This is a genomic window from Desulforhopalus sp. IMCC35007 (assembly GCF_005116575.1).
Taxonomy (GTDB): Bacteria; Desulfobacterota; Desulfobulbia; order Desulfobulbales; family Desulfocapsaceae; genus Desulforhopalus_A.
Window position 1 is genome coordinate 31,055 of the sequence record NZ_SWCN01000011.1, and the last position, 23,490, is coordinate 54,544.

19 protein-coding genes and 1 tRNA gene are annotated in these 23,490 nt (G+C 47.4%); 7 read left to right on the plus strand and 13 right to left on the minus strand.

Going from position 1 to position 23,490, the window contains the following annotated elements; genetic code table 11:
• Positions 1-9 precede the first annotated feature (9 nt).
• The 5 genes from FCL48_RS12845 to FCL48_RS12865 form a co-directional block, all read right to left on the minus strand.
• Positions 10-939: an ABC transporter permease gene (locus FCL48_RS12845; protein ID WP_136872689.1), complete on the minus strand. Its 930-nt coding sequence runs from the start codon at positions 937-939 to the stop codon at positions 10-12.
• A gap of 46 nt (positions 940-985) precedes the next feature.
• Positions 986-2,077, minus strand: coding sequence for an ABC transporter permease (locus FCL48_RS12850; protein ID WP_136872690.1), 1,092 nt, complete (start codon positions 2,075-2,077; stop codon positions 986-988).
• A 1-nt stretch (position 2,078) separates the two neighbouring features.
• The gene (locus FCL48_RS12855; protein ID WP_136872691.1) at positions 2,079-3,599 is read right to left on the minus strand and encodes an ABC transporter ATP-binding protein; all 1,521 of its coding nucleotides are present in this window, start codon (positions 3,597-3,599) and stop codon (positions 2,079-2,081) included.
• Positions 3,600-3,605: 6 nt separating this feature from the next.
• Complete coding sequence (locus FCL48_RS12860) at positions 3,606-4,247, minus strand: phosphoribosyltransferase family protein (RefSeq protein WP_136872692.1); 642 nt, start codon at positions 4,245-4,247, stop codon at positions 3,606-3,608.
• Positions 4,248-4,414: 167 nt separating this feature from the next.
• Positions 4,415-5,515: a BMP family ABC transporter substrate-binding protein gene (locus FCL48_RS12865; RefSeq protein ID WP_136872693.1), complete on the minus strand. Its 1,101-nt coding sequence runs from the start codon at positions 5,513-5,515 to the stop codon at positions 4,415-4,417.
• A gap of 544 nt (positions 5,516-6,059) precedes the next feature.
• Between FCL48_RS12865 and FCL48_RS12870 the strand changes: the two genes are divergently transcribed.
• The gene (locus FCL48_RS12870) at positions 6,060-7,397 is read left to right on the plus strand and encodes a glycerate kinase (protein WP_136872694.1); all 1,338 of its coding nucleotides are present in this window, start codon (positions 6,060-6,062) and stop codon (positions 7,395-7,397) included.
• 90 nt (positions 7,398-7,487) lie between these two features.
• Here the strand turns inward: FCL48_RS12870 and FCL48_RS12875 are convergent, their stop codons facing one another.
• The 3 genes from FCL48_RS12875 to FCL48_RS12885 all read right to left on the minus strand — a co-directional run bounded on the left by FCL48_RS12875 (position 7,488) and on the right by FCL48_RS12885 (position 10,881).
• Positions 7,488-8,240, minus strand: a complete 753-nt coding sequence (locus tag FCL48_RS12875) for a YdcF family protein (RefSeq protein WP_136872695.1) — start codon at positions 8,238-8,240, stop codon at positions 7,488-7,490.
• 242 nt (positions 8,241-8,482) lie between these two features.
• Positions 8,483-9,418 carry a hypothetical protein gene (locus FCL48_RS12880; protein WP_136872696.1) on the minus strand — a complete coding sequence of 312 codons (936 nt, stop codon included), beginning with the start codon at positions 9,416-9,418 and terminating at the stop codon, positions 8,483-8,485.
• A 20-nt stretch (positions 9,419-9,438) separates the two neighbouring features.
• Entirely contained in the window at positions 9,439-10,881 is a 1,443-nt protein-coding gene (locus FCL48_RS12885) for an MBOAT family protein (RefSeq protein WP_136872697.1), read from the minus strand.
• 272 nt (positions 10,882-11,153) lie between these two features.
• Here FCL48_RS12885 and FCL48_RS12890 point away from each other — a divergent pair, with 272 nt between their 5' ends.
• On the plus strand, positions 11,154-13,016 hold the full coding sequence (locus FCL48_RS12890; protein ID WP_240744837.1) for a glycosyl hydrolase family 28-related protein: 1,863 nt from the start codon (positions 11,154-11,156) through the stop codon (positions 13,014-13,016).
• On the opposite strand, the gene FCL48_RS12895 is transcribed toward FCL48_RS12890, so the two are convergent.
• Positions 13,017-14,159 (minus strand): hypothetical protein, encoded by a 1,143-nt coding sequence (locus tag FCL48_RS12895; RefSeq protein WP_136872698.1) that lies wholly within the window; start codon positions 14,157-14,159, stop codon positions 13,017-13,019. It abuts the gene before it with no gap.
• 384 nt (positions 14,160-14,543) lie between these two features.
• Between FCL48_RS12895 and FCL48_RS12900 the strand changes: the two genes are divergently transcribed.
• Both FCL48_RS12900 and FCL48_RS12905 read left to right on the plus strand, forming a co-directional pair.
• Entirely contained in the window at positions 14,544-15,044 is a 501-nt protein-coding gene (locus tag FCL48_RS12900) for a cache domain-containing protein (protein WP_136872699.1), read from the plus strand.
• A gap of 101 nt (positions 15,045-15,145) precedes the next feature.
• Positions 15,146-17,101: a methyl-accepting chemotaxis protein gene (locus tag FCL48_RS12905; protein WP_136872700.1), complete on the plus strand. Its 1,956-nt coding sequence runs from the start codon at positions 15,146-15,148 to the stop codon at positions 17,099-17,101.
• A 63-nt stretch (positions 17,102-17,164) separates the two neighbouring features.
• Here FCL48_RS12905 and FCL48_RS12910 read toward each other — a convergent pair.
• The 4 genes from FCL48_RS12910 to FCL48_RS12925 all read right to left on the minus strand — a co-directional run bounded on the left by FCL48_RS12910 (position 17,165) and on the right by FCL48_RS12925 (position 20,294).
• Positions 17,165-17,241: transfer RNA gene (locus FCL48_RS12910), tRNA-Met, on the minus strand.
• Between the two features lie 46 nt (positions 17,242-17,287).
• Positions 17,288-17,740 (minus strand): thioesterase family protein, encoded by a 453-nt coding sequence (locus FCL48_RS12915; protein WP_136872701.1) that lies wholly within the window; start codon positions 17,738-17,740, stop codon positions 17,288-17,290.
• A 14-nt stretch (positions 17,741-17,754) separates the two neighbouring features.
• A complete protein-coding gene (locus FCL48_RS12920; protein ID WP_136872702.1) occupies positions 17,755-18,978 on the minus strand; it encodes a cofactor-independent phosphoglycerate mutase in 1,224 nt (407 codons plus the stop codon).
• Positions 18,979-18,986: 8 nt separating this feature from the next.
• Positions 18,987-20,294: a homoserine dehydrogenase gene (locus FCL48_RS12925; RefSeq protein WP_136872703.1), complete on the minus strand. Its 1,308-nt coding sequence runs from the start codon at positions 20,292-20,294 to the stop codon at positions 18,987-18,989.
• 343 nt (positions 20,295-20,637) lie between these two features.
• Here FCL48_RS12925 and FCL48_RS12930 point away from each other — a divergent pair, with 343 nt between their 5' ends.
• The 3 genes from FCL48_RS12930 to FCL48_RS12940 all read left to right on the plus strand — a co-directional run bounded on the left by FCL48_RS12930 (position 20,638) and on the right by FCL48_RS12940 (position 23,476).
• A complete protein-coding gene (locus FCL48_RS12930; protein WP_136872704.1) occupies positions 20,638-21,318 on the plus strand; it encodes an adenylate kinase in 681 nt (226 codons plus the stop codon).
• Positions 21,319-21,543: 225 nt separating this feature from the next.
• The gene (cobA, locus tag FCL48_RS12935) at positions 21,544-23,091 is read left to right on the plus strand and encodes a uroporphyrinogen-III C-methyltransferase (protein ID WP_136872705.1); all 1,548 of its coding nucleotides are present in this window, start codon (positions 21,544-21,546) and stop codon (positions 23,089-23,091) included.
• Positions 23,057-23,476, plus strand: coding sequence for a cereblon family protein (locus tag FCL48_RS12940; protein WP_136872706.1), 420 nt, complete (start codon positions 23,057-23,059; stop codon positions 23,474-23,476). Before cobA ends, FCL48_RS12940 begins: the two co-directional genes overlap by 35 nt.
• The last annotated feature ends 14 nt before the right edge of the window (positions 23,477-23,490 follow it).

Consider the following 23,490-nt stretch of genomic DNA (forward strand, 5'->3'; position numbering starts at 1 on the left):
CAAAAAAATTCAGCCTTCGCGGTGGAAAGGTACTCCGAGGCACCTGGGGCTTTTGCCATCTTTGCCGCCTTTTTTCAGGTGCATGACGAGAATCAGCACCCCTATGGTGAGTAGATAAGGGAGCATCAATAAAATATAGACGGGGATCACCTCAATCCCTGTTGCCTGGAAAAAGAATTGAAGGGCCGTTAACCCGCCAAAGAGCAAGGCTCCTAGTACTGCGCGATAAGGCGACCAGAGAGAAAAGATAACCATGGCGATGGCGATCCAGCCCTGTCCTGCCGTCATGTTCTCTTTCCAGCCAGGGGTGTAGGCAAGTGACAGGTAACAGCCACCAAGTCCCGCAAGAATCCCCCCAAAAATGGTGCAGCAATAGCGTATTGCTGTGACATTGATGCCGATGACATCGGCGGAGACGGCGTCGTCGCCAACGGCCCTGATTTTTAATCCGGTTCGTGTGTGGAACAACACGTAGCTTGCAAACGGGATGATAAGATAGGCGAGGTAGACGAGTACCGACTGGTTGAAGAAGATTTCGCCGATAACAGGAATGTCGCTGAGATAGGGCAAGGGAAAAGCTTTAAGACGGATGCCAACCTCACCAATAATAGGCCGGCCAAGGAAATTACTGAGACCGCCGCCCAGAATGGCAATAGCAAGGCCCGAGAGTGTCTGATCGGCTCGAAGAGTAATACTAAAAAAAGCGTGGAGCATGGCCAGCAAGGCGCCTGCCAGCATGCCACCGCCAAGGGCAAGCAGTGGCGGCCCCCCGGCAAGACCGATTGCGGCACCTGTCAAAGCGCCGACAAGCATCATCCCTTCAACTCCAAGGTTGAGAATACCACTACGTTCGGCAAAGATTTCCCCGATTGCAGCCAGCAGGACACCAATGGAGGATTTAATGGTTATCTGTGAGATAAAAACAATATCGTCTATCATAAGATTTAGAAATTACTTCTGTTTTTCCAAGTTTCTTTCATGGTCTCTAAGCATTGTTTGTAGAGGGAGATGGAGAAGAAGAGGTTATAATGCGCAAACGAAATCGCAGCAGAGCTTCACTTGCAAGAAAACCAAGGAGCAGTGCACCTTCAAGGACCTGGACGATTGATGCTGGCAGATGCATGGAACTTTGCAGCTGTTCCCCTCCGATGATCAGCCCGCCGAGGACAAGTGCAAAAATTGGGACCATTTTAGGTCTGAAACCAGCAAGGCAGGCAACGATAATTCCATCATAGCCATAGCCGACACTGAGACCTTCCTGGAGGCGGAGGTGGATTCCGGCAACCTCACTCATTCCGGCAAGTCCCGCCAGCGCCCCGCTGATAAGCATGACTCGTATTATTTCCCGGTTTACCTTCATTCCGGCATACTGCGCAGCCATTGGCCCTTTACCGATGACCCGTATGCGAAACCCCCATTTGGAGTGGCGAAGAAGGATATGGAGCACAATGGTAGCCGCAATTGCCAGAAAAAGCCCAAGGTGAATACGGGAATCAAAAAAGCGTGGCAGGGCTGCAGCATCGGGGAAAAGGGCCGAACCGGGAAACCCCATGCCATCCGGGTCTCGCCACGGACCAAAATAGAGATGGTCCATGATGATGATGGCAACATAGTTGAGCAGCAGGGTGGTAAGAATCTCACTTACCTGAAAATGGGCTTTCAGGATTGCAGGAATGAGGGCCCAGAGCATGCCCGCTGCAGCTCCACAAATGATCAGTGCAGGAAGAACACTATAGGACGGCCAGTCGGGGGTAAGGTAGAGGGCGGCCCAGGTAGCTCCCAGGGCGCCAAAGACAAACTGGCCTTCGCAGCCGATATTCCAGAGTAACATGGTGGCAGCAATGGCAACGGCAAGGCCAGTCAGCATGAGCGGGATGGCCTTGACGATGACTTCAGTGAATCCCAGGCTCGAGCCAAAAGCTCCCTGAAACATAACTCCATAGGCCAAAAAGGGATTCGCTCCATAAATCAGGAAAATAATTGATCCCACGAGCAGGGCGAGGCCAAAAGAGATAACCGCGATTAACAGCTGTTCATTTTGTGGTTTAGTGTAACGTTTTTCCAGGCGTAACCTCATCTCAGCCTCCAGCCCCGGCCATGAGCAGGCCTATTCGCCCGACAGAGTCGGCATCACCTGCGTTAATGATCTCAATTATCCTGCCGGAGAACATCACGGCAATCCTGTCAGAGAGTGAAAGAGCCTCTTTCAGGTCGCCTGTAAAAAGCAGTACCGCAGAAAATTGGCGCTGCGCAAGAATTGCTTGCCAGACCTCTTCAGTTGCCGAGATGTCGAGTCCCTGGGTTGGTTGTTCCGCGATGAAAAGGGCAGGATTCTTGGCCAGTTCCCGGGCAAGGATCAGCTTTTGCAAATTGCCTCCCGAGAGTTGGCCGGCAAGAGTCCGGCTGCTGTGGGTGACGATGCTGTACTCTTGTACTGCCGTCTGAATATCACTTTCCATCCGGGCGTGCTGGAGCCAGAAGCTGTTGCCACTTTGTTCAAGCCTGGTTAATAGAAAGTTTTCTGCAAGATCCATCCCGGCAACACTGCCTGCATGATGTCTGTCTTCTGGCACGTAGGCAATCTCAGACTGCCTGCGGGTGGCCCAGGTTGCTGCGTCAAAGGAATTCCCTAAGAATTGTATCGTACCGTTTTGACCTGTTGTCTGGGCGTTGATTGTTTTGCATAGCGAGGCCTGACCATTCCCGGCAACGCCAATAATGGAGAGTATCTCCCCCCGGCAAACGTTGAAAGAAATATCGGTAAAGGCGGGTTGCATGGAACCTTTGGGCCCGGTTAAACCGCAGACCTCAAGTACGGTGTCCTTTGTTGCAATTGTAGGTTTATCCACCCGAAGTACGACCTCCCGGCCGACCATCAGGCGGGCGAGGTCGCGTTTACTGCTGACTCTGTCAAGTGTCGTCTGGGTAATAATACGGCCTTTTCTGAGGATGGCGATACGGTCGGCAATCTTCAGGACCTCCTCGAGTTTGTGGGTGATAAATATAATGCCGCAACCGTCCTCTTTGAGTCGGCTTACGACCTGGAAAAATCGTTCAACGTCCGGTGGGGCGAGTACTGCGGTGGGTTCATCAAAGATGAGGAGTCTTGCGGACTGCACCAGGAGTTTAAGGATCTCTGCACGCTGACGCTCACCCATGGAAAGGCTGCCGGCCTGCCGATCTGCATCAATTTCCAGCCCATAACGGTTGGCAAGGAGGTTTATCTCTTTTTTAATGGCACGAAGGGAAACCGATCTGCCGCATGCATCGGCTGCCAGGAGTATGTTTTCGGCAACGGTGAGGGTGTCCATCAGCATGAATCGCTGGTAGACCATGCCTACTCCAAGGCTTAATGCCTTGGCGGGAGAGACAAAGAGACTGGCCTTGCCGTTAATCTCGATAGAGCCTGCATCCGGCCTGTAGCGACCGGCAATAATAGACATCAGGGTGCTTTTTCCTGCACCGTTCTCTCCCAGGATGGCCAGGATCTCCCCCGGAAAAACTTCAAGGTTGATATCTTTATTGGCAATGACAGGGCCGAAACGTTTTTCAACACCACGGCAGGCAAGCAGTGGTGTCGCTGCTGGATTCTGCGTCATCGGCCTTTACTCCGCGACAGGTGCCGGCAGATTGGCAAGGGAGTAGACCGGGGCGGAGAGCAGAGGAGGAGTGCTCCCTTCTACTGCAACGCAAAAGATGCCCAGCACCGGAAGCGGTTCACGTTGCTTCTGTCGGGCTACTTCTTCAAGAATGTCTGCCAGGCCAAGAAAGGTGCCTCCGGTGGAAACGACATCGTCAATGAGGATGACAGATTCGGCGTGGGCCAGCAATTCAAGGTCGCGCTCGTAGAGGGCAAGAAATTTACTGCCGCTTGTAATGGAATCCGAACCAATCTGGATAATTGGTCTGAAGTCTGGTTCCATGTGGGGTTTCACCCGGTTATAGGCAACCGCCACTGCATCGATACCAAGGGCCTGGGCTGCAACCTGGGTTATCTGCAGTGCCTTTTCAACAACGGTGAGAATTGCAACGCGGGAGAGATCGGGGATCGTGGTGCGGATTTTTTCAGCCAGAAGGAGTCCGAGGTCGTTGTTGAGTCTGGTTTGCCCCACAAGATTCAGGGATGCAATTTTGAGCTTTTTCTCGCCCGAGGGGATGCGAACGAAAGGGAGTTCAATTGCGTAATCAAGGCCGTTTACCGTTAAGAGATACTTCTCTCCGGATTCGAGACCGTCAAGAATATTCATGTTTACCTTTTTCTACTATGGTGTTGAGTACAGGGTATATCCTGAGTTGTCGAGAGTGGCTGGTTCGCTCAAGGTGGCCTGATATTGATGATCCGTGACCAAAAATCCATAAATTAAGGCAGGTACCGGGAGGGGCTCCCGGTACTGCCCAAGGTTCTGTGATCCTCTTACTGAGGGATATTGCCTTTTACGCCTTTGATCAAAACCCGCATGGACAGGAGATCGGAGTCGGAGGCAGAACTTCCCTGTGCATAGAGGACTTTGCCATCCTGATCGTAAAGCGGCCCTGCAAAGATGTGGTCTTCTCCCTGGGACAGTTTTTCCATCTCTGCTATTACTTTCGTCTGGACATCCTGGGGAACCTTGCTGCCAAAGGGGCTGAGTTGAATTCCTTGTTGTTCAAAACCTTTCCAGTATTGGCGAAGTTCCCAGGTTCCGTCCATGACGGCTTTGACGGTTTCCACGTAATATGGGCCCCAGTTGAAAAGAGAAGAAACCAGGGTGCAGTCGGCACCGGCCAAAGCCGCATCCGTGCCGTAACCAATGGCGGGAACACCAGCCGCGCAGGCAGCCTTGGAGGTGTCAGGAGTATCGGCCATCTGACGAATCAGGTCATGCTTGCGTGCAGCCAGGGTCTCGGCCAGAGTGGTCTCTTTGATGGGATCACGCCAGGACTTGAGCCATACCACTGTGTTGAGCTTGTCGCTATCGTATTGTACGCCAGCTTCATCAAGGCCTTTAATGAGGCCAATGGTAAAGGCGTTGATGCCTCTGATAGGTTCAGGAATCGGCTGGGTTGCGACTGTGCCCACATTTTTAAAACCCATCAGTCCCGCCATGTAACCGGCAAGATATTCGCCCTGATACATCCGGGTAAAATAGTTGCCCATGTTTGGGGAAGTCTTATATCCGGAACAGTGCTCAAAGCGAATATTGGGATAGTCCTTGGCCACCCGCATCAGGGCGTCCATGTGTTCGAAAGTGGTTCCGAAAATCAGATCAAACCCTTTCTCCGCATAACCCCGGAAAACTCTCTCGGCATCCGCGGCGCGAACTTTTTCTGTATAGGCGACCTCAATCTGGTCGCCCATTTTTTCACGAAGATATTCGATGCCGCGGTAGTGACCAGTGGTCCAGCCCTGATCATCTATGGTCCAGAGCAGGGCAAAAGCGACTTTCAGCTTTTTTTCTGCACTGAAAGAGGTGCCGGGCACGAGCAGACAGATCGCTGTAATGCAGACCAGTAACCACTGTAGTTTTTTATTCATTGCTGTTTCTCCTTGGTGTTGAAAATTTCAGAAATGCTCATTGTATGGGAAGATGCTCTTATAACACGGTTGTGATTTCGCATCAAAAACATGACGGAAGAATTTTTTAACGACTGTACTGAACAGAAGATATCCTATTTTATTCCGATGCTCTATTAAAAAAATATCTTCTTTGAGGATGGATATGAAGACCGTTTGGACGAACCACTATGGGAGGAGGTGGAAGGCGGGAAGCTGAGATGCAAAAAAGAGGGCAAGTGGTATCTCTTTTGAGCGTGTGAGATGTATGGACCCTGAGTTCGTTCTCCATTATCCATGAACCATTTGGGTACTGCTGGCGGTACCGGGGCCTTTGTATTTTAAAGGTGGCTTTACCAGTTGTCGTTTACCTGTCTTTGATCTGGAGTGATCTGTATTTTCTCAATGCGTTGAGAAATAGCAAAGAATTGAGTAAAGAAATGTGAGAAAATGGCAAAAATTATTTCCAGCCCAATGCAGAGAAGATTTTGGGTCTGGAGCCTTAAAAGGGAAGAGGGCGTAGTCTATGGATGAACAACTCGCAGGAATGAGAAGAGATATTGTTGATATCTTTCAGGCGGGTCTGCGGGCGGTTGATCCGGCAGCAGCGATCAGGCGGTTCTGTGCCGTAGATCACAACATTTTACGCGTTGATGGGCGTGACTACAATCTGGCACTGTACACCAGAATAGTCATACTGGGAGCCGGAAAGGCAGGTGCTGCAATGGCTGGGGCTGTCGAGGAGATTTTGGCCCAGCGCATCACTGAAGGTCTTGTGGTGGTGAAATATGACCATGTCCTCCCTCTTGCAAAAGTCCGTCTTGTGGAGGCCGGTCATCCTTTACCCGATGCAAATGGAGTGGCGGGGGCCGATGCCCTGTTGGAACTGGCGGCACAGTGTGATGAGAAAACCCTGGTGATCTGCCTGATCTCAGGGGGTGGATCTTCGCTGCTCCCCTGTCCGGTGGATGGCGTGAGTCTTAAGGATAAGCAACAGACAACCGGAGCCCTCCTAGACTGCGGCGCAGACATTCACGAGATCAACACTGTGCGCAAACACCTGTCAAAGATTAAGGGGGGCGGCCTGGCCAAAGCGGTTTTTCCAGCGACCCTTGTCTGTTTAATGCTCTCAGATGTTGTGGGAGATGACCTTGATACAATTGCTTCGGGCCCCTGTGTTGCCGATTCCACAACATATGTACAATGCGCAGCTATCTTTGAAAAGTATGCTATAAAAGATAAGATTCCTTTACGTGTACAAGAACATATACAGAGCGGTGTTGCGGGTTTGGTTGCAGAAACACCAAAACAAGGTGCATCGTTTTTTAACAAAGTTCACTACGTTGTTGTCGGGTGCAATTACGAAGCACTTGTGGCCTGTAAACAAAAAGCAAAAGAGCTGGGCTATAATACTCTTCTGCTCTCTTCTACGATAGAAGGAGAGACTGCAGATGCTGCATCGTTTCACATGGCGCTGGCACGGGAAATAGCCCGGCACAATGAGCCGGTGAGAGTTCCAGCCTGTCTTCTTTCCGGTGGAGAGACTACGGTTACTATTAAAGGCCATGGAAAAGGCGGTCGCAATCAGGAATTCGTACTTGCGTCTGCAATGCAGATGCAGGGGATGCCAAACACTGTGGTGCTCTCCGCCGGTACAGACGGCAGCGACGGGCCGACTGATGCGGCGGGCGCGATCACCGACAGTAGCGTGGGTGAAAGAGCACGTGCTTTGGGCCTTGTGTCAAAGGAGTATCTGGATAATAACGATTCATATCACTTTTTTGCAGCACTTGATGATCTGTATAAAACGGGGCCTACTAATACCAATGTAATGGATATACGGATCATTTTGGTTGGTGGATGATCTTTTACTGCGGTCTCTACTCTTAACGTCTACCCTTCCTAACGAAGGGTTGGTATGCGCACAGACAGTCAATATTGCTTTGGAATAATCTTAATTCAGTAAGAGGTAAACCCAATACCCCAGCCATTCATGGATTGCCTCACTGCTCAATTGCAGGCTGTGAGCGTTCGGTATAAAGGAGCTGGTGGATAGTGTTTTTTTGTCAATAAAGTCTGTTGGGGCTGGCTGCACAAAAAAGCCAGCTCGTTCAAAACTCCATTTTGCCCGCATCATATGCAATGAAGAAGTAACCAGTAGAATGGATGTTTTATTTTCTGCCTCTAAAATTTCATAGCTAAAGTCAGCATTTTCTGCAGTCGTTCTGCTTTTAGCTTCTAGCCATTTTGCTTGAATCCCAAAACCTTCAAACAAATCAAAAGCCATAGTCTCGGCTAGACTGCGATGCTCATTGCTTTGCACTGATCCACCACTCAACAGTACTGGCAGCCCTGTCCGACGCTGAAGGAAAGCGCCGTACCGTATGCGGCTTAATGCCTGTTCGCCACTTACCGGTTCACCAAATTCAGGGGTAGCTTCATTTTGTGTACCAGAAAGGATTACGATGGCATCGGCCTGCAAAGTTGCCAACTGATGGGGCTGGAGCGCTTGATCTTGTCTAAGTGAAAGCGCGAGTGACGTTGATGCAATCGGTGTTCCTAACCCCCACAGACTGAGTACGGCCAGTATGAAGAGAGCGTTTGCACATAGTGGTCTGCGTTTATGTAATGGCCATGCCATAAGTAGAACTATTATTTGAGTAAAAGGCGGTAAAAGAATGGTTTTTAAAAGGTATCGTATTTCCATTTTGATTCATTTTTTATTTAAAAAGCAGATGACTGATCACTCTGAAGAATATTGTGCCATTCCAGTCTATATTATGTTCTCCCAGATCGTCATTCTAGCAACATGTTTTGAAAAAAGAGATAGCAGATTTTTCATGAATGCTGGATTTGCTGAATACTCATTCGATTGATAGAGTTTTAATCGTCTCTGTAATTGGTGAATTTGGACAGGGAATAGAGCAGTTGTAATTGCCCGAGACATTGTCAAAATGAGAGATCTTTGCCCTCAAGGATTGGAGCAAGAACGTTTTGGCTAAAGTAGCTGATTCCACGTGTATTAAAATGCATATGGTCATAGTAATATTGTGTGTTCTGCATAGCGGTTGAGAGGTTTATGTAGCTTACATGGCTTTGCTGCTTTGCGACCTCCCTGAGTTTCTGGTCAACGGCTTCTATTCCAGGGAAATCCGGAATAAGAAGTGGCAAGATGATGTAGGTAATTTTACTGCCATGTTTTTTGGCAAGTGCATTAATGGTATCAACATACTGACAGTAGCGTTTAAAGCTCTCTTTTTTGTACCTGCTCTGGTAGTAGATTTTTGCCTGCTGTACTTTTTCGTGGTCTATGTTTTTCAGCGTTCCGCTGGTAAGACCTGGTCCTGCATAGCGGGAAATTTCCTGCCAGTCAGTCACCGCAATCATCTTCAGATAGGAGAAAATTGTATTGAGAGGGTAGCGGTCAGTGATCAACTGCCAGAGAATGGACAGTTCAAACGGCTCATCCCGGAGGAAAAAGGTGTTGTTTTCATTGTTGATGGGAGAATAAAAGACCCATGGGTCGACCAGATAAAAGAGGTGATCAACGCTGTTGCCCCGGCTGTAAAAATAAGAGAGATGGATTTTAGCGGGCATCAGGCCGCCGCCTCCCCCTTTTGAAAGATTAACAAGGCTTTTCTGCAGAAGATTCTCTACCCTCTGGTGATTATCATCTCTTGAAAATACCCGCCCCCGTGAGGTTCCCAGCAACCCGATGTCGTAATGTCTGTTTGCCCCGGTTGCCAGAAGATTAGATTCAGTGTCCTTGATATTGAATTGAATATCCCGGTTGCTCCCTGAAAAAAAGAGCAAAACCGCCACCAGGAGGAATATGTTCAAAAGGGTGAAGGCGACTGCTTTTATGAAGAATTTTTGAATGCCCATGTTTTAAAAATATCTTTTGTTCAGAATTGAAAATAGATAAATTCCTGCCGTGTCCCAAACACACCCGCCACAGCAATAATCCAGAGGAGAATAGTATAAAAAAGCCAGCGCAGAGTAAGGGGAAGGTCCGCTATCACATCCTGTATGGAGTGTTTTCTCTCGAGCATATCAACCGTAAAAAGAAATAGAACCAGGCAGAGATCGCAGAGCAAAAGAGGCAGGCCAACCACTGAAATTGCGGTTGTACTTGAGTGCATCACAAACATATTCCCGAGAACAGAAAAAGCATCGCCAAGAGAATTAGCGCGGAAAAAAATCCAGGCAAAACAGATCATCGTCATGGTCATCGCCAGGCGGGTAAGGCGATTCATAAAGGTCTGCTCTCCTGCAGAAATACAGCGGGCGATTCTCGCCTGAAAAGAGCCACTCATGTTCTCTATAACCAGATAAAAACCATGGAGTCCTCCCCAGACCACAAAGGTCCAGTTCGCTCCGTGCCATAGGCCGCTTAAGAGAAAGGTAATCATAAGATTGTAATACCAGCGCCATTTTACTCCCCGATTGCCGCCCAGTGGTATGTAGACATAATCGCGAAACCAGGTGGAAAGGGAGATATGCCAGCGTTGCCAGAATTCGCGAATGGATTTGGCAAAATAGGGGCGTCTGAAATTTTCCATGAGATCAAAGCCCATGACCCTGGCAGCCCCTCTTGCCATGTCTGTGTATCCCGAAAAATCACAGTAGATCTGAATCGCAAAAAAGAAGGTGGCGACCACGAGAGGCAACCCCTGATAGTCATCAACATGGTTATAGACGCGATTGACGTAGACAGCTAATTGATCAGCAATGACAACTTTTTTGAAAAGCCCCCAGAGCATGAGGCGCAAACCTCCAACGACACGGGGATAATCAAATTCGTAGCGCTGTCTGAGTTGAGGCAGGAGATGCTTGGTCCGTTCAATGGGGCCTGCAACCAGTTGAGGCCAGAAAGAAACATACAGGGCATAGATGCCGAGGTGCCTTTCTGCACTAACCCGTCCTTTATAGACGTCGATGGTGTAGCTGAGGGTCTGAAAGGTGTAAAAAGAGATGCCAACCGGCAGGAGAACCTTAAATAATGGCGTGTCGTAAAAGATATTAATCGATTGCAGGGTCTGGTGTACTGATTGACTGAGAAAATTGAAATATTTGAAAAAAAACAAAATCGATAGATTGCAGGTCAGACTGAGTGCCAGATATTTTTTCCGTCTCTTTTGATCTGTGAGGGCAGACATTCGTAAAGCTGCAAAATAATCAACCACGGTGGAGAACATGATCAGAAGGACATATTCAGCTTTCCAGCACATATAAAAATAGTAACTGGAGACGAGAAGCAGACCCCAGCGATACCGATGGGGAAGAAGAAAGTAGGCTGTGACGACGACCAGAAAAAATAGTGAGAACTGTAAAGAATTAAATAACATAATGGAAAACTGTAGGTAGTGTTTGCACTCAGTCAGAGGGATTGGTAATGTTCAGCTCTAAACAGTATCGTTAGAGTTGTGTAATGGCAGGACGTCAAGAATGTCACAAGATCACTGTCACTGGAATTTAGAAATTTCGACTATATATGGCTGTTACCAAATCGTCAAATGATTAAACGAAGAGTTGTGGTACCACATATCAGTTGTTACCGCAGTCAGCCGCAGCAGGATGCTGTATCTCCAACAACGCATTGCAGGGGTGGAATCGCTACATGAACAGTTTTTATAAAACAATCAAGGCACTGTCGTTGGGTCTTCTGGCTGTATTGGTTGTACATCCTATTGTTTTTCCCGATGAAGGAGTGGCTCAGCCAAAAGGTGAGCAGGTGTCCTTGAATGATCAGGGACCACCAAAAAGTGAGTCTGCCTGGATTCCAGAGGTGTGGCAAAGATATGTCAATAATGACGATTCTGCCATGCAGCTCCCGGATTTTTCCCAGGCGGGTTATGCCATGGGGGAACGTCCATTGCCAGAGATCAATGGTCCTGTATTTGATGTAACCGATAAGGAGTATGGGGCAATCCCCGATGATCAGGTTGATGACACTAGAGCAATTCAGGCGGCAGTTGATGCTGCTGGCAATGTCGGGGGAGGTGTTGTTCTACTGCCGAGAGGCCGATATGAGATTCGTGCAAAACCAGAAACAAATGCCCTCAGAATCACCTCGGACAAGGTTGTCATTCGCGGGGAAGGGGGGGGCGCGAACGGCACAGTTCTTCATCTTGGATACCCAGCCTTTAAAGGTAATGTGCGGAGACTGGGCAGTGTGCCAGCAGATCAAGCCGCCCGCAGTGGTGCCACGATTGCAGTGATCGGACCTGAAAATGAGCAGCAGATTACCACGGTTACAGCCGATATCCTGCGAGGGCAAACCCTGGTTCGGGTAGCTGACAGCTCTGGGCTTGCGGCGGGTCAGGATGTCGTTATCGCTCTTGAAGATCCTCTGATCGATGAGACGAACCCAGATCCCATAAAAGCCGACATTTCAGTACAGCTTACCTCTCCCTTTCAGTTGACTGCCGATCAGACAGATACCTTTGGTAAGGCTTCACGCGATTACACCTGGATCGTTAAAATTAGCGAGGTCCTGGACAGTAACACTGTTCGCCTGTGCAAGCCTGCCCGTTTTGACCTGTTTGCCAGGTATAAACCCAGGATTACCTCGTTTTCAGGAATACGTGAGGTGGGGATTGAGAATCTTCTCATTGAGAGCAGCTGGCCTGGTGATTATCAGCACCACAAGCCGTATAAGGACCAAACGGGCACGGTTATCAGAACGGCCAAGGAGCAGGATTATCTGTGGAATGGTGTCTGGATCAGTCATGTCGTTGATAGCTGGGTGAAAAATGTAACCTTTAAAGACCTCACCCAAGGGACGATAATAAGCCACTCCGCCAACTGTACCCTGCAAAATCTCAGGTTTGAAGGAAAAGACGGTCATGCTGGGGTAACGATTGGCCGGAGTAATGATATTTTGCTGGCTCAGGCTGACTTTTATGCCCGGCTGGTGCATCCGGTTACCCTCACCATGATGGCCTCAGGTAATGTTGTCACCAATTCGACAAGCCACTATGAAGGACGAAACGATGCCACAGGTACTGATGCTGTGATAGATTTTCATGGTATTTTTCCTTTTGAAAATCTGTTTGACAAATTGACGGGTTTTTATGTCTGTCCTGGCGGGGATATGTCTGTTTTACCCCATGCAGGAGTGCGGAATGTATTCTGGAACATTAGAGCACCAGAGACGATGAGCTGTTATACCGGTCCCACGGACGATGAATTTTTTCGTACCTATGCTACAGCTGGTACTTCTTCACATTCAGAAGCCACGATGTATGAGCATGTACCCCAGGCCTTTTTTATAGGAATTACCAGAAAGGGAGAAAAACCTGTGACCATAGGGCAGTCAACCCTGGACAGAACAAATCAGTGGTACACCGTTGAAGGGCTCAATCGACAGGCGCTGGGGATCAGCTCGTTGTACGAGGCTCAACGGGACTTACGTAGAATTCATTCAGCCCGTGGCCAAAAGAGTATCACCCCTGAGGCAAGTGGTAATCAGGACCAGTAATCAGGAATCTATGTGTGTTCTGACTGTTGGCTGGGTTGTAAACTTTGTAGAGCGAAGACTCATACTGTGCCGGATACGATCCTGGTCAAGGCCTGCGGCATTTGATCTTTTGAATAATTTTTTAATTTTTCCAAACAGATCGTCCGGATTCAATAGGTTGAATTTAATCAGAAAGCCAAGAGATCTTGAATTCTTCTTATCCTGGTAGCGGGTTTCTTTCACATAGAGTTCCAGGCCACTGATGGAATAGCCAGTGTACAAGGTCTGGCTCGAATGGAGGTACCTGTAGAAGGTGGTGATGGAACCGATTGATGTTTTTTGCCGTATGCTGGCAAGAAATGTAAGAGATTCTTCAACTTGTTCGGACATATCAAACATTTCATCCTGATTTATATATTCATACCCCAGGCTCAGACTGGTCTTTAATCCATGCAGATAACTGGCTCCTAATTCTTCATAGCCAAAGGCCATTTGAGCGAGAACCTCATGGGTCGTTGTCTCGCTGAAAGCGTCAAGAAGATAGGCCGTGTTCTGCTGTTGATCGCCGTGAGGTATACGAGTACGGTGCAGGGTTTCACCGGGGATAACGCTACAGGAATAGCTGACTGAGGTTTCTCGAAGAAATGAATTGCTGTACCGGGTGTAATTTGCCGCAAAACTGTTTTCATAGGTATTCTTGCTGAAACTTCCGCTCTGCACCAGTGTATTGTTGAGTTTTTTCCCCAACAGTCGGTAGGAGAAGAGGAGCTCACCATCAATTGCAGGCACATAATGGCCAAGACTTGAATTCAGTCTGATCTGATTGTCGCTGTCAATCTGAGAGGTGAGGTAACCAAAGGCCTGATAATCTGTACGGGCCAGCGAAAAAAGGCGGCCATATTCAAAATTAAGGTCAGCCAGGGTTTCATCACTTGTATCTTCAAACACCTTTCTACTGAGTTTTCCCTGGAGGTTCGTCAGATAGTTGTCCGTTTGTTTTGAATAACTGATTTGTGCGGGGGGATACGAACTTTTTTCCCGAGGGCCGTAATTATCCTGGAGGGAGGTGACCTCTCCATGGGTGGTCTGAGAAAGGGTTGATAACGATACGGTTATAAAAAAGACGACAGTGTAATTCCTGTAACGAACTTCTGTGCTTCTCATGCAACTTTCCTCGCTTACGTTTACGTTCAAGCGCTTATTAAAACAGCACTTATTTAATGTGAGGGATATTTTAGATAGAGATGGAGTCGTTTTTTTCAAGCTGTGTGCCAGCTTGAAGATAGTAGAAAAAATGTCGAGGATAAAAATCTTACCAATGAAGTCGTCCTAGCAATAAATCGGAAGAATTTGTGGCACCAGCTTGACTCTCATTTTTTTTTGACATAAGCTCATATACAGCACATGAAACTGGCCGATTTATGTGAGAAATAAGACTATGGTTTTGTTGATATTGAGTCAGATATGTATGAGTTTTTTGGTTCTGGGTTAAGGTAGAAGACGTGGAAATTGTCCACCAAAAATGAATAATTTTAAAAGGAAACAAAAATGAAGAAATTGGTTATGACGCTTGTTGCAGCTCTAATGGCATGTACCGTAAACGTTAAGGCTGAATCAGCAACACCCTCAGAAATATACGAACAGGTTTTAAAAGGTGTTGAGGTATTACAGAGTCTTGGGGAAGAGGGGTTGCCTGCCTTTAATGACCCTAAAGGAGAGTTTGCCTGGAAAGATACCTACGTACAGGTGTATAACTGTGAAGCCCAGCAGATCGTAGGGCATGTTAATCCAAGTCTTTTGGAGTGGACTCCCGAAAAATTCGCAGCAGTTGAAGATAAAAAAGGCAACCATATAACCAAAATCATTTGTGAGGCGGCTAAAAACCCTAATGGTGCCTGGGTTGAATACTGGTGGCCTAAACCAGGCGAGACTGAAGCGTCAAGAAAAATCACTTTTGCTATTCAGGTTCCAGGTTTTCCTTACCAGGTCTCTTCCGGTATCTACGATGAGGCGATGTCGCTTGAGCAACTGGGAAAGATCAACAATTAAAACCTGACTAATTACTGCAGAATATTGGGTTTCCGTCAGTTTTACCAGAATCTGACGGTCCCACCTCAATTAACTGGTAGGGTAATTCTAGAAATGATTTCATGAAAAATTCCATAAAGTATAAAATACTCGTTCCTGCAGCTCTGCTTATTGCTGTAGGTATGGCAATTGCTTCAATTACATATTATTCAAAAGCGAAAACAGCTTTGGAAGCATCTGTTACAAGTCAGCTCGAAGAGTCAGTGGCTATGGTTTCAAAATTTCTTGAGGCATGGCTTGTTGAGAGGGAGTTGAATGTAAAAAACTGGAGTAAGGAAAAAGATGTACGTACTGCATTTAAAACTGATTTTCTTGGGAAGGCCTCAAGGAAAACACTCAGTCTGAAGCTGCAGGATCTCCGTAAAGATTATAAATATTTTGCCAATATTGCCCTTGCTGATTTAGATGGAAATATCATTGTTTCAGATCTTGATGAGCAGATAGATAAGGTGAACATAAGCGGTGACCGTTATTATAAAGAAGCGGTACAGGGGAATTTTGTCGTCTCAGAAATTGGGAAGGGGGCAATGGTAAACACTCCTGTTTTCACTATGGCCTCTCCTGTTCATAATGATGACAAACTCCTCGGTGTCATTTTTGCTGTTCTGGATCTTACCGCTTTTAATGAAGAATATATAGACCCCATTACAGTTGGACAATCCGGTTATGCATACATGATGAATGCTGAGGGACTGGTTCTGGCTCATCCGGATAAAACAAAGGTCGGACAAGAAAATTTTGGCACCTTTGATTTTGGTAAACGTATGCTCGATCAAAAAGATGGGGTTATCGACTATGAGTTTGAGGGAGTCAAGAAGATAGTATCATTTAAAACTATCCCCGATATTGGCTGGACTGTGGCAATAAATGCACCGCAGGCTGAAGTGTATGCACCAGTTAAAAAATTAGGTCGCCTGACTCTTGTGATCTCCCTTGTGATTGTCGCAATAGCTGTGGCCATAATGGTTATCGTCGCAGGGGTCATTGTTAAGTCACTTAACCTTGTTGTGGCAGGTTTAAAAGATGCTGCGGATGGGGATGGAGACTTGACGAAGCGTCTTGCTATTTCCAGTAAGGATGAACTTGGACTTTTAGCCCATTGGTTTAATGTATTTGTTGAAAAACTACAGAGGATAATGGCTGATGTCGCTGGATATTCCGGCCAGCTTAATAACTCATCGGCTGAACTTCTTTTAGTCTCCAAAGAAATGTCAAGGGGAACTGCGGAGATTTCTGAAAGAACGGCTTCTGTTTCAAATGCCGCTGAGATGATGAGTTCAAACATGTCATCCGTGGCTGCTGCGGCCGAACAATCTTCAACCAACATTGGTATGGTTTCAGCGGCAGTAGAAGAAATGACCGCCACCATTAGCGAGATTGCTGAAAATACTGAAAAAACCCGAATCTCTAGTGGCCAAGCCGTTGCTCGAACCCAAAAAGCCTCGGATAATGTCAGTAATCTCAGCAGCTCTGCTCAAGAAATTGGTAAGGTTGTCGAGGCTATTAATGAAATATCAGAACAAACCAACCTGCTTGCACTTAATGCAACCATAGAGGCCGCACGAGCCGGAGATGCCGGTAAGGGTTTTGCTGTTGTTGCAAGCGAAATCAAAGAGCTGGCCAGGCAAACATCGGCCGCAACTCTTGAGATAAAGGCGAAAATTGACGGTATACAATCTTCGACGAGAGATACGGTTGCTGAAATCGGGGAGATTACCGCTTCGATCAGCAGTGTGAGCAGTATGATTGAAACTGTTGCAGCAGCCGTTGAAGAGCAGTCTGTAACCACAAAGGAGATAGCATCAAATGTTGTTCAAGCGTCTCTCGGGATGCAGGAGGTGACAGAGAATGTGAGTCAAAGTTCCGTGGTGGCCAATGAAATTGCAGCAGAGATTGAATATGTAAATAACGCCTTAACAGAGATGTCCAACAATAGTTCTCAAGTTGAATCCAATGCCGCTGGCTTAGCAGGACTATCCAATGAATTAAAGACAACTGTTGACCAGTTCCGGGTGTAAGGAGCCCCACAGTTCAAAAAAAAAGGACTTACAGCAATTGTGCTGTAAGTCCTTTAATCGTTTTGGTAGCGGGGACAGGATTTGAACCTATGACCTTCGGGTTATGAGCCCGACGAGCTACCAGACTGCTCCACCCCGCGTCAAGTTCGGTCAATATACACCTCTAAGAAAATATGTCAATGGCTTTTAGATAGAGTCCTCTATCTTTTCAGTATGGCTGGCATATTGCGCTATTTTCTTGAGAATATCATCTGGCAGACGGGTGAGCTTTCCTTCCCGGGTGACTGCTGCATGAACGGTGTAGCCTTTGACCAGAAGTTTTTTCTGAGATTCTGGACCTTCTTGACGGAAAATCTTATAACTGAATCTGCACTTGATACGGCTCAGTTCAGAAACAATCGTTTCTATGGTGAGTAAATCATCATAAAAGGCGGGAGCCTTGTATCTGGAGCATGATTCAGTAACAGGGAGAATAAAACCGAGTTTTTCGATATCGCTGTACGAACAGATCCACTCCCGCATAAGCTCGGTTCTGCCTATTTCAAAATAACGAAGATAGTTGGCGTTGTAGACAACACCTCCGGCATCAGTGTCGCCATAGAGCACGCGAACGGTTGTTGTGAAAATATTTTCAGACATTGCGCTGTTATTGATTAATGGTGCGGATTAAATAATTTTTCGATCATTTCATGACCATTGAGGATACTGTTTTTCATCGTGTTATCGTATTGTCTGCAGCTTTTTTCCGAAAACACCTGGCCTGAGCCCTTCTCTTTTTCCCGGGAGTCATATAAAAGGGTGGGTACCGGGTCCGAGACGTGGGTGCGCAGGGCAATTGGAGTGAAATGATCCATGGTGACCACTACCCGAAAGTCTTCACCGACATTCCTGAGGTGGGTCAGAATTGGGGCAACAATCTTTCCATCAAAGTCTTCAATAGCGGTGATTTTATCCTCAATGGAACCTTTGTGACCTGCTTCATCCGGACCTTCCAGGTGAACAAAGACAAAATCTTCATTTGTCAGAGACTGGATGGCGGCATTGGCCTTTCCGGCATAATTGGTATCGATGTAGCCGGTAGCCCCGGGGATATCGAGTGGCGTCAGTCCCCCAAGCACTCCAAGGCCTTTTAACAGGTCAACGGCACTGATCATACTGCCTGAAATGTTAAACCTGTCGGTAAGGGTGGGTACTGTGGGCATCTTGCCCTCCCCCCAGAGCCAGACCAGATTCGCAGGGTTTTTGCCATCTTGGATACGTTTGATGTTGACCGGATGTGTCGCCAGTACCGTTTTTGCTTTTTCAAGCAACTCTTTCCACTCCTGAAGGGCGAGGTATTTGTTGTAGTGTTCTGTGATATCTTTTTCAATGTAGTCATGGGGTGGGACCGTTAAAAATCCGGGATGCTCCCCTTTGTAAATCAGAAGGTGCCGATAGCTGACTCCGGGTCTGAAGTGAAAGGACTCCGTTGAACATTCTGCTTCAAGGGCTGCAATGAGCTGGTGGGATTCGGCATTGCTGATGTGTCCTGCGCTAAAATCACGCATGGACACAGTATTGTTTTGACCATGATCCAGGGTCACCATGTTGCAGCGGTAGGCGATTTCATCTGTGGCGAGTTTGATGCCCATAGCGGCCGCTTCAAGAGGTGCTCTTCCTGTATAATAGGCGGCAGGATTGTAGCCCATAAGAGACATGTTGGCAACGTCGCTTCCCGGAGGATAGCCCGCTGGAACGGTGTGATTAAGAAAAAAATCACCCTTTTGACAGAGGGAGTCAATCATAGGGATGTTGGCAGCTTCAAGAGGAGTTCTGCCATCAAGTTTGTCGAGTGGATAGTCTCCCATCCCATCGCCTACGAGGATCAGGTATTTCATAGCGGCCTCTATTCGGCATTCATGAGTCTGATTTTCACTGTCGGGGCAATGCACACGTCAAGGGCGTCGATCTCGACCAGGGCTTTGTTCACCGAGCCTTCCGTTGTCAGGTGGGTGCGGAAAACGATATAAACTGGAGCATCGTCGTCATCATCACTTTGCTGCATCATTGATTTAATTGAGATGCCATGCTTGCTGAAAATGCCGGTTATCTGAGCGAGTGCCCCTGGTTTGTCCTGTACCGTTGTGCGGAAATAGAAGGGGCAGACAAGGTCATTCATCGGGGTGATAACGGGTGCCTTCAAATGTTCCGGCAGATATGAAAGGGGTGGGACTCTGTTGATTGCCCCGGTCACGATATTCCTTCCGATATCTACCACATCTGCTGCAACGGCACTTCCCGTTGGCATCATACCGGCGCCCTTACCGTACAGAAGAACATCACCTACCGTATCTCCCTGGAACTGAATGCCGTTGTAGGCGCCATTGATTGTGGCGAGCATATGGTCGTTTGGAACCATGGTGGGATGGACGCGGGCCTCAACATGATCTCCGTGGTTGCGACTGATAGCCAGGAGTTTTATACGATAGCCAAACTGTTTGGCGAACTGAATATCAATGGGCATGATGCTGGAAATACCCTCAACGCTGATGTCATCGAGGTGGACATTGAGCCCATAGGCAATGGACATAAGGATGGCGAGTTTATGTGCAGTATCAATCCCTTCCACGTCGTAGGTTGGATCTGCCTCGGCAAAACCAAGTTCCTGAGCCTTGGCAAGCACTTCATCAAAAGGGGTGCCCCGGTCGGTCATCTGGCTGAGAATATAATTGGCGGTACCGTTCATGATGCCTTTGAGGTAGTTGATTCTGTTGGCAACGAGTCCTTCTTTTAAGGCCTTTATGACGGGAATTCCGCCTCCGACACTGGCTTCGAAACCAACCTCGACGTTGTTTTTGTTGGCAGCGGCAAAGATTTCGGTGCCGTGTACAGAAAGAAGGGCTTTGTTGGCGGTGACCACATGCTTGCCATTTTCAATCGCTTTTAAAAGAAACGACCTCGCTGGCTCCATTCCACCTATCAGCTCAACCACAATGTCTATTCTCGGATCGACAAAAATATCATCGGCATTCTGGGTGAGAGTGACATGCTCGAACCCTGTGGGTAATGAAGTTCGTGATATATCAGCCACAGTTGCCAGTAAATAAGAAATTCCTGTTTTCTGTAACAGGCGTTCTTGCTGGGCCAGGAGTGTTCTTCCGAGGCCTTCGCCTACGGTGCCGAATCCGATTATACCAATGCGTATTTCTTTCATGGTTGTTAACGATGTACTTGGTTAATAAAAATCGCGCCCAGGGGGTGACAATCAATGGGGCGTATAAGTGAATTGCCGGCGGGGGTGTCTTCCCAACTGGACAGTAATGTTCCTGAAAGTAACCGCTTTACGATTGAAAGTCAAAAACAAGAGGAGATATTTTTATGGCCCTTGAAAGTTATTTGGTCTATAGTATTTTGCTTGTCGAAAATTGAAAGGCAACTAAAGCCCCAAGGCAATACCCCATTCACTGCAGGGGCGGCTTTTCCCTGATGTTATATGAAAAACGAAAGTTTTTAGATACCGCAGTCATTAATGATAAGTTTAAAAGGAGATTGGAATTATGGGTAAAAACATTCTGTTTTTTGGACCAAATGGAAGTGGAAAAGGAACTCAGGGAGCCATCGTTCAGAAGAAATATAACATCCCTCACATTGAGTCCGGCGCAATTTTCAGAGAGCATATCGGTGGTGGTACGGAGCTTGGTAAAAAAGCCAAGGAGTACATTGACAGAGGAGATCTCGTTCCAGATGATATCACCATCCCTATGATGGTGGCCCGTCTGCAGAAAGATGACTGTAAAGATGGCTGGATTCTTGACGGCTTTCCACGTTCCAAGCAACAGGCAATCACCCTTGCTGAGACCCTCAAAAAAGAAGGTCTGGCTCTTGATTATGTTATCGAAATCGTACTTGATCGCCAAATTGCCAAAGAGCGTATCATGGGACGTCGTCTCTGTGTGAATGATAATAATCATCCTAATCACATCGCCTTTGATGCAATCAAGCCGGTTGAAAAAGATGGTAAACTGGTTTGCCGTGTGTGTGGCGGAGAGCTCAAAACCCGTGCAGATGACCAGGATGAGGATGCAATCGGTAAACGTCATGGTATCTACTATGACGAGGAAACCGGAACGATGGCTGCTGTAAATTACTTCAAGGCAACCGATGGACCAAAAGTCATTTCCGTTGATGGTTCTGTTTCTATCGGCGATGTAACTGAAGCCATAATGAAAGAACTGTAAAGATTGATATGAAATCAGAATGATTCTGATTTCATATTGGTTTTTTGGGTGATAGGGCTTTCCTGGTGGATGGGAAGGCCCTTTTTGTCTTTAAATAACAATGCAGTTACCCTGTGTAAGCTGTTCATTTAAAACGGAAATATTAAGTAACCGGGGGGGAGGAATATCTTCCCTGTTTGAGTAAGGTTACTGCCTATTCGTATTAAAACTATAAGAAGAACGAAAATGAAGAAAACCGGAAAGGTCTATCTTGTTGGTGCGGGTCCAGGGGATCCTGGTCTTATTACTGTTCGTGGTAAAAGTCTACTCGAGCGTGCAGAGGTGGTGGTCTACGATTACCTTGCCTCCAAAAAATTACTCAAACACGTTCCGGAAGAGGCTGAATTAATCTACGTTGGTAAAAAAGGAGGCGTAAAGCATACCCACTCCCAGGAAGAGATCAACCAGATGCTCGTTGATCATGCTCTTGCCGGAAAGATGGTGGTACGCCTTAAAGGTGGGGATCCCTTTATCTTTGGGCGTGGAGGCGAAGAGCTTGAAGAACTGCATGCAGCCGGAGTCGCGTTTGAGGTCGTTCCCGGAGTAACTTCTGCCACTGCAGCTGCAACCTATGCAGGTATTCCCATCACCCATCGGGACTATACCGCATCTGTTGCATTTTTGACCGGACACGAAGACCCTACCAAGGAAAACTCCAATATTGATTGGGCGAAACTTTCAACCGGTGCCGGAACTCTTGTGATCTACATGGGGATTAAAAATCTTCCTATAATAGTTGAAAATCTGATCAGGTATGGCCGGGCTCCTGAAACTCCTGTCGCTGTTGTGCGCTGGGCTTCAACACCTGAACAACGCTCCGTTGTTGGGACCCTTGAAACTATTACTGATGTGGTGAAAGGTGCTGGTATCACGCCACCCTCTCTGATAATAGTTGGGGAAGTTGTAAAGTTAAGAGAAACCATAGACTGGTACGAGAAGAGGCCGCTGTTTGGAAAACGAATTGTGGTGACCCGTACCCGGGAACAGGCCAGTGATCTCGTCCAGGGCCTTGAGGAATACGGTGCAAATTGTTTGGAATATTCCACAATAAATATCGAACCTGTTGACTCGTATGAGGCTTTTGATGAAGAGCTTGAGCGACTAAAAGAGTATCATTGGATTCTGTTTACGTCTCTCAATGCAGTTAGGTTTTTTTTCAAACGGTTGTACGAAAAAGGTATGGATGCGAGGGATCTTAAGGGCCCTGATATTGCAGTTGTTGGTAAAGCAACGGCTGACCTGCTGCTGCAATATGGTCTTAATGCCGATCTGATACCAGCAACATTTACCGGAGAGGGGCTTGCAGAAAGCCTGCTTGATCAAGGCGTTGAGGGACGTAATATTTTGATTCCCCGGGCGGCTCAGGCGCGCGAGATATTGCCAGAGACATTGCGTGGTGCAGGTGCCCAGGTGACAGTTACACCTATTTACCAGAATCGGCCGGTACAATGTGATCAGGAGAGCCTCAGGGCCGAGTTTACCGACAACAAAGTCGATATGATCACCTTTACCAGTTCTTCAACTGTCACCAATTTTCTCCAAATGATTAATGCGAAGAATCAGGAGGAGTTGAAGCAATTACTTGCCGGGGTGAAAATTGCAGCCATTGGACCGATAACCGCCAAAAGTGTGACTGATAACGATCTTGAGGTGCACGTACAGCCCGAACAGTTCACAATTTCTGATATGGTGGAAGCCATTGTGGATTACTACAGCGGAGACGCAGCGAAATAATACATACAGCTTGAAGGAAGGCAGGGCGAAATTGCCCGTTCGGCCTTTGCGGGTTGTAAAAGAACAGGAACAAAAACGTCTTGAAGACGCTCTGTACTGCACGTTCTGCGGGAAGCCGATAACCTCGCGGCTGCATGAGCTGGCAGTCAACGGCTCTTTCTGCCATACATTTTTCAACCCGGCCGGGATCGTTTTTGAGCTGGGTTGCTACAAGACAGCTCCGGGCTGCAGTGTTCTCGGAACCCCAACTGCGGAATTTTCCTGGTTTAAAGGCTACCTCTGGACCTTTGCTCTCTGCAGGGGCTGTGATAGCCATCTTGGCTGGTTCTTTGATTCAGGAGATACCGTTTTCTGGGGGCTCATTCTCAATAAACTCAAAGAGTAATCCGCTACTCTTTG

What these genes read in the sequence shown, in the direction of transcription:
- FCL48_RS12845 (WP_136872689.1), bottom strand. Translation starts at nt 939, where the DNA reads ATGATAGACGATATTGTTTTTATCTCACAGATAACCATTAAATCCTCC.
- FCL48_RS12850 (WP_136872690.1), bottom strand. Translation starts at nt 2,077, where the DNA reads ATGAGGTTACGCCTGGAAAAACGTTACACTAAACCACAAAATGAACAG.
- FCL48_RS12855 (WP_136872691.1), bottom strand. Translation starts at nt 3,599, where the DNA reads ATGACGCAGAATCCAGCAGCGACACCACTGCTTGCCTGCCGTGGTGTT.
- FCL48_RS12860 (WP_136872692.1), bottom strand. Translation starts at nt 4,247, where the DNA reads ATGAATATTCTTGACGGTCTCGAATCCGGAGAGAAGTATCTCTTAACG.
- FCL48_RS12865 (WP_136872693.1), bottom strand. Translation starts at nt 5,515, where the DNA reads ATGAATAAAAAACTACAGTGGTTACTGGTCTGCATTACAGCGATCTGT.
- FCL48_RS12870 (WP_136872694.1), top strand. Translation starts at nt 6,060, where the DNA reads ATGGATGAACAACTCGCAGGAATGAGAAGAGATATTGTTGATATCTTT.
- FCL48_RS12875 (WP_136872695.1), bottom strand. Translation starts at nt 8,240, where the DNA reads ATGGAAATACGATACCTTTTAAAAACCATTCTTTTACCGCCTTTTACT.
- FCL48_RS12880 (WP_136872696.1), bottom strand. Translation starts at nt 9,418, where the DNA reads ATGGGCATTCAAAAATTCTTCATAAAAGCAGTCGCCTTCACCCTTTTG.
- FCL48_RS12885 (WP_136872697.1), bottom strand. Translation starts at nt 10,881, where the DNA reads ATGTTATTTAATTCTTTACAGTTCTCACTATTTTTTCTGGTCGTCGTC.
- FCL48_RS12890 (WP_240744837.1), top strand. Translation starts at nt 11,154, where the DNA reads ATGAACAGTTTTTATAAAACAATCAAGGCACTGTCGTTGGGTCTTCTG.
- FCL48_RS12895 (WP_136872698.1), bottom strand. Translation starts at nt 14,159, where the DNA reads ATGAGAAGCACAGAAGTTCGTTACAGGAATTACACTGTCGTCTTTTTT.
- FCL48_RS12900 (WP_136872699.1), top strand. Translation starts at nt 14,544, where the DNA reads ATGAAGAAATTGGTTATGACGCTTGTTGCAGCTCTAATGGCATGTACC.
- FCL48_RS12905 (WP_136872700.1), top strand. Translation starts at nt 15,146, where the DNA reads ATGAAAAATTCCATAAAGTATAAAATACTCGTTCCTGCAGCTCTGCTT.
- FCL48_RS12915 (WP_136872701.1), bottom strand. Translation starts at nt 17,740, where the DNA reads ATGTCTGAAAATATTTTCACAACAACCGTTCGCGTGCTCTATGGCGAC.
- FCL48_RS12920 (WP_136872702.1), bottom strand. Translation starts at nt 18,978, where the DNA reads ATGAAATACCTGATCCTCGTAGGCGATGGGATGGGAGACTATCCACTC.
- FCL48_RS12925 (WP_136872703.1), bottom strand. Translation starts at nt 20,294, where the DNA reads ATGAAAGAAATACGCATTGGTATAATCGGATTCGGCACCGTAGGCGAA.
- FCL48_RS12930 (WP_136872704.1), top strand. Translation starts at nt 20,638, where the DNA reads ATGGGTAAAAACATTCTGTTTTTTGGACCAAATGGAAGTGGAAAAGGA.
- cobA (WP_136872705.1), top strand. Translation starts at nt 21,544, where the DNA reads ATGAAGAAAACCGGAAAGGTCTATCTTGTTGGTGCGGGTCCAGGGGAT.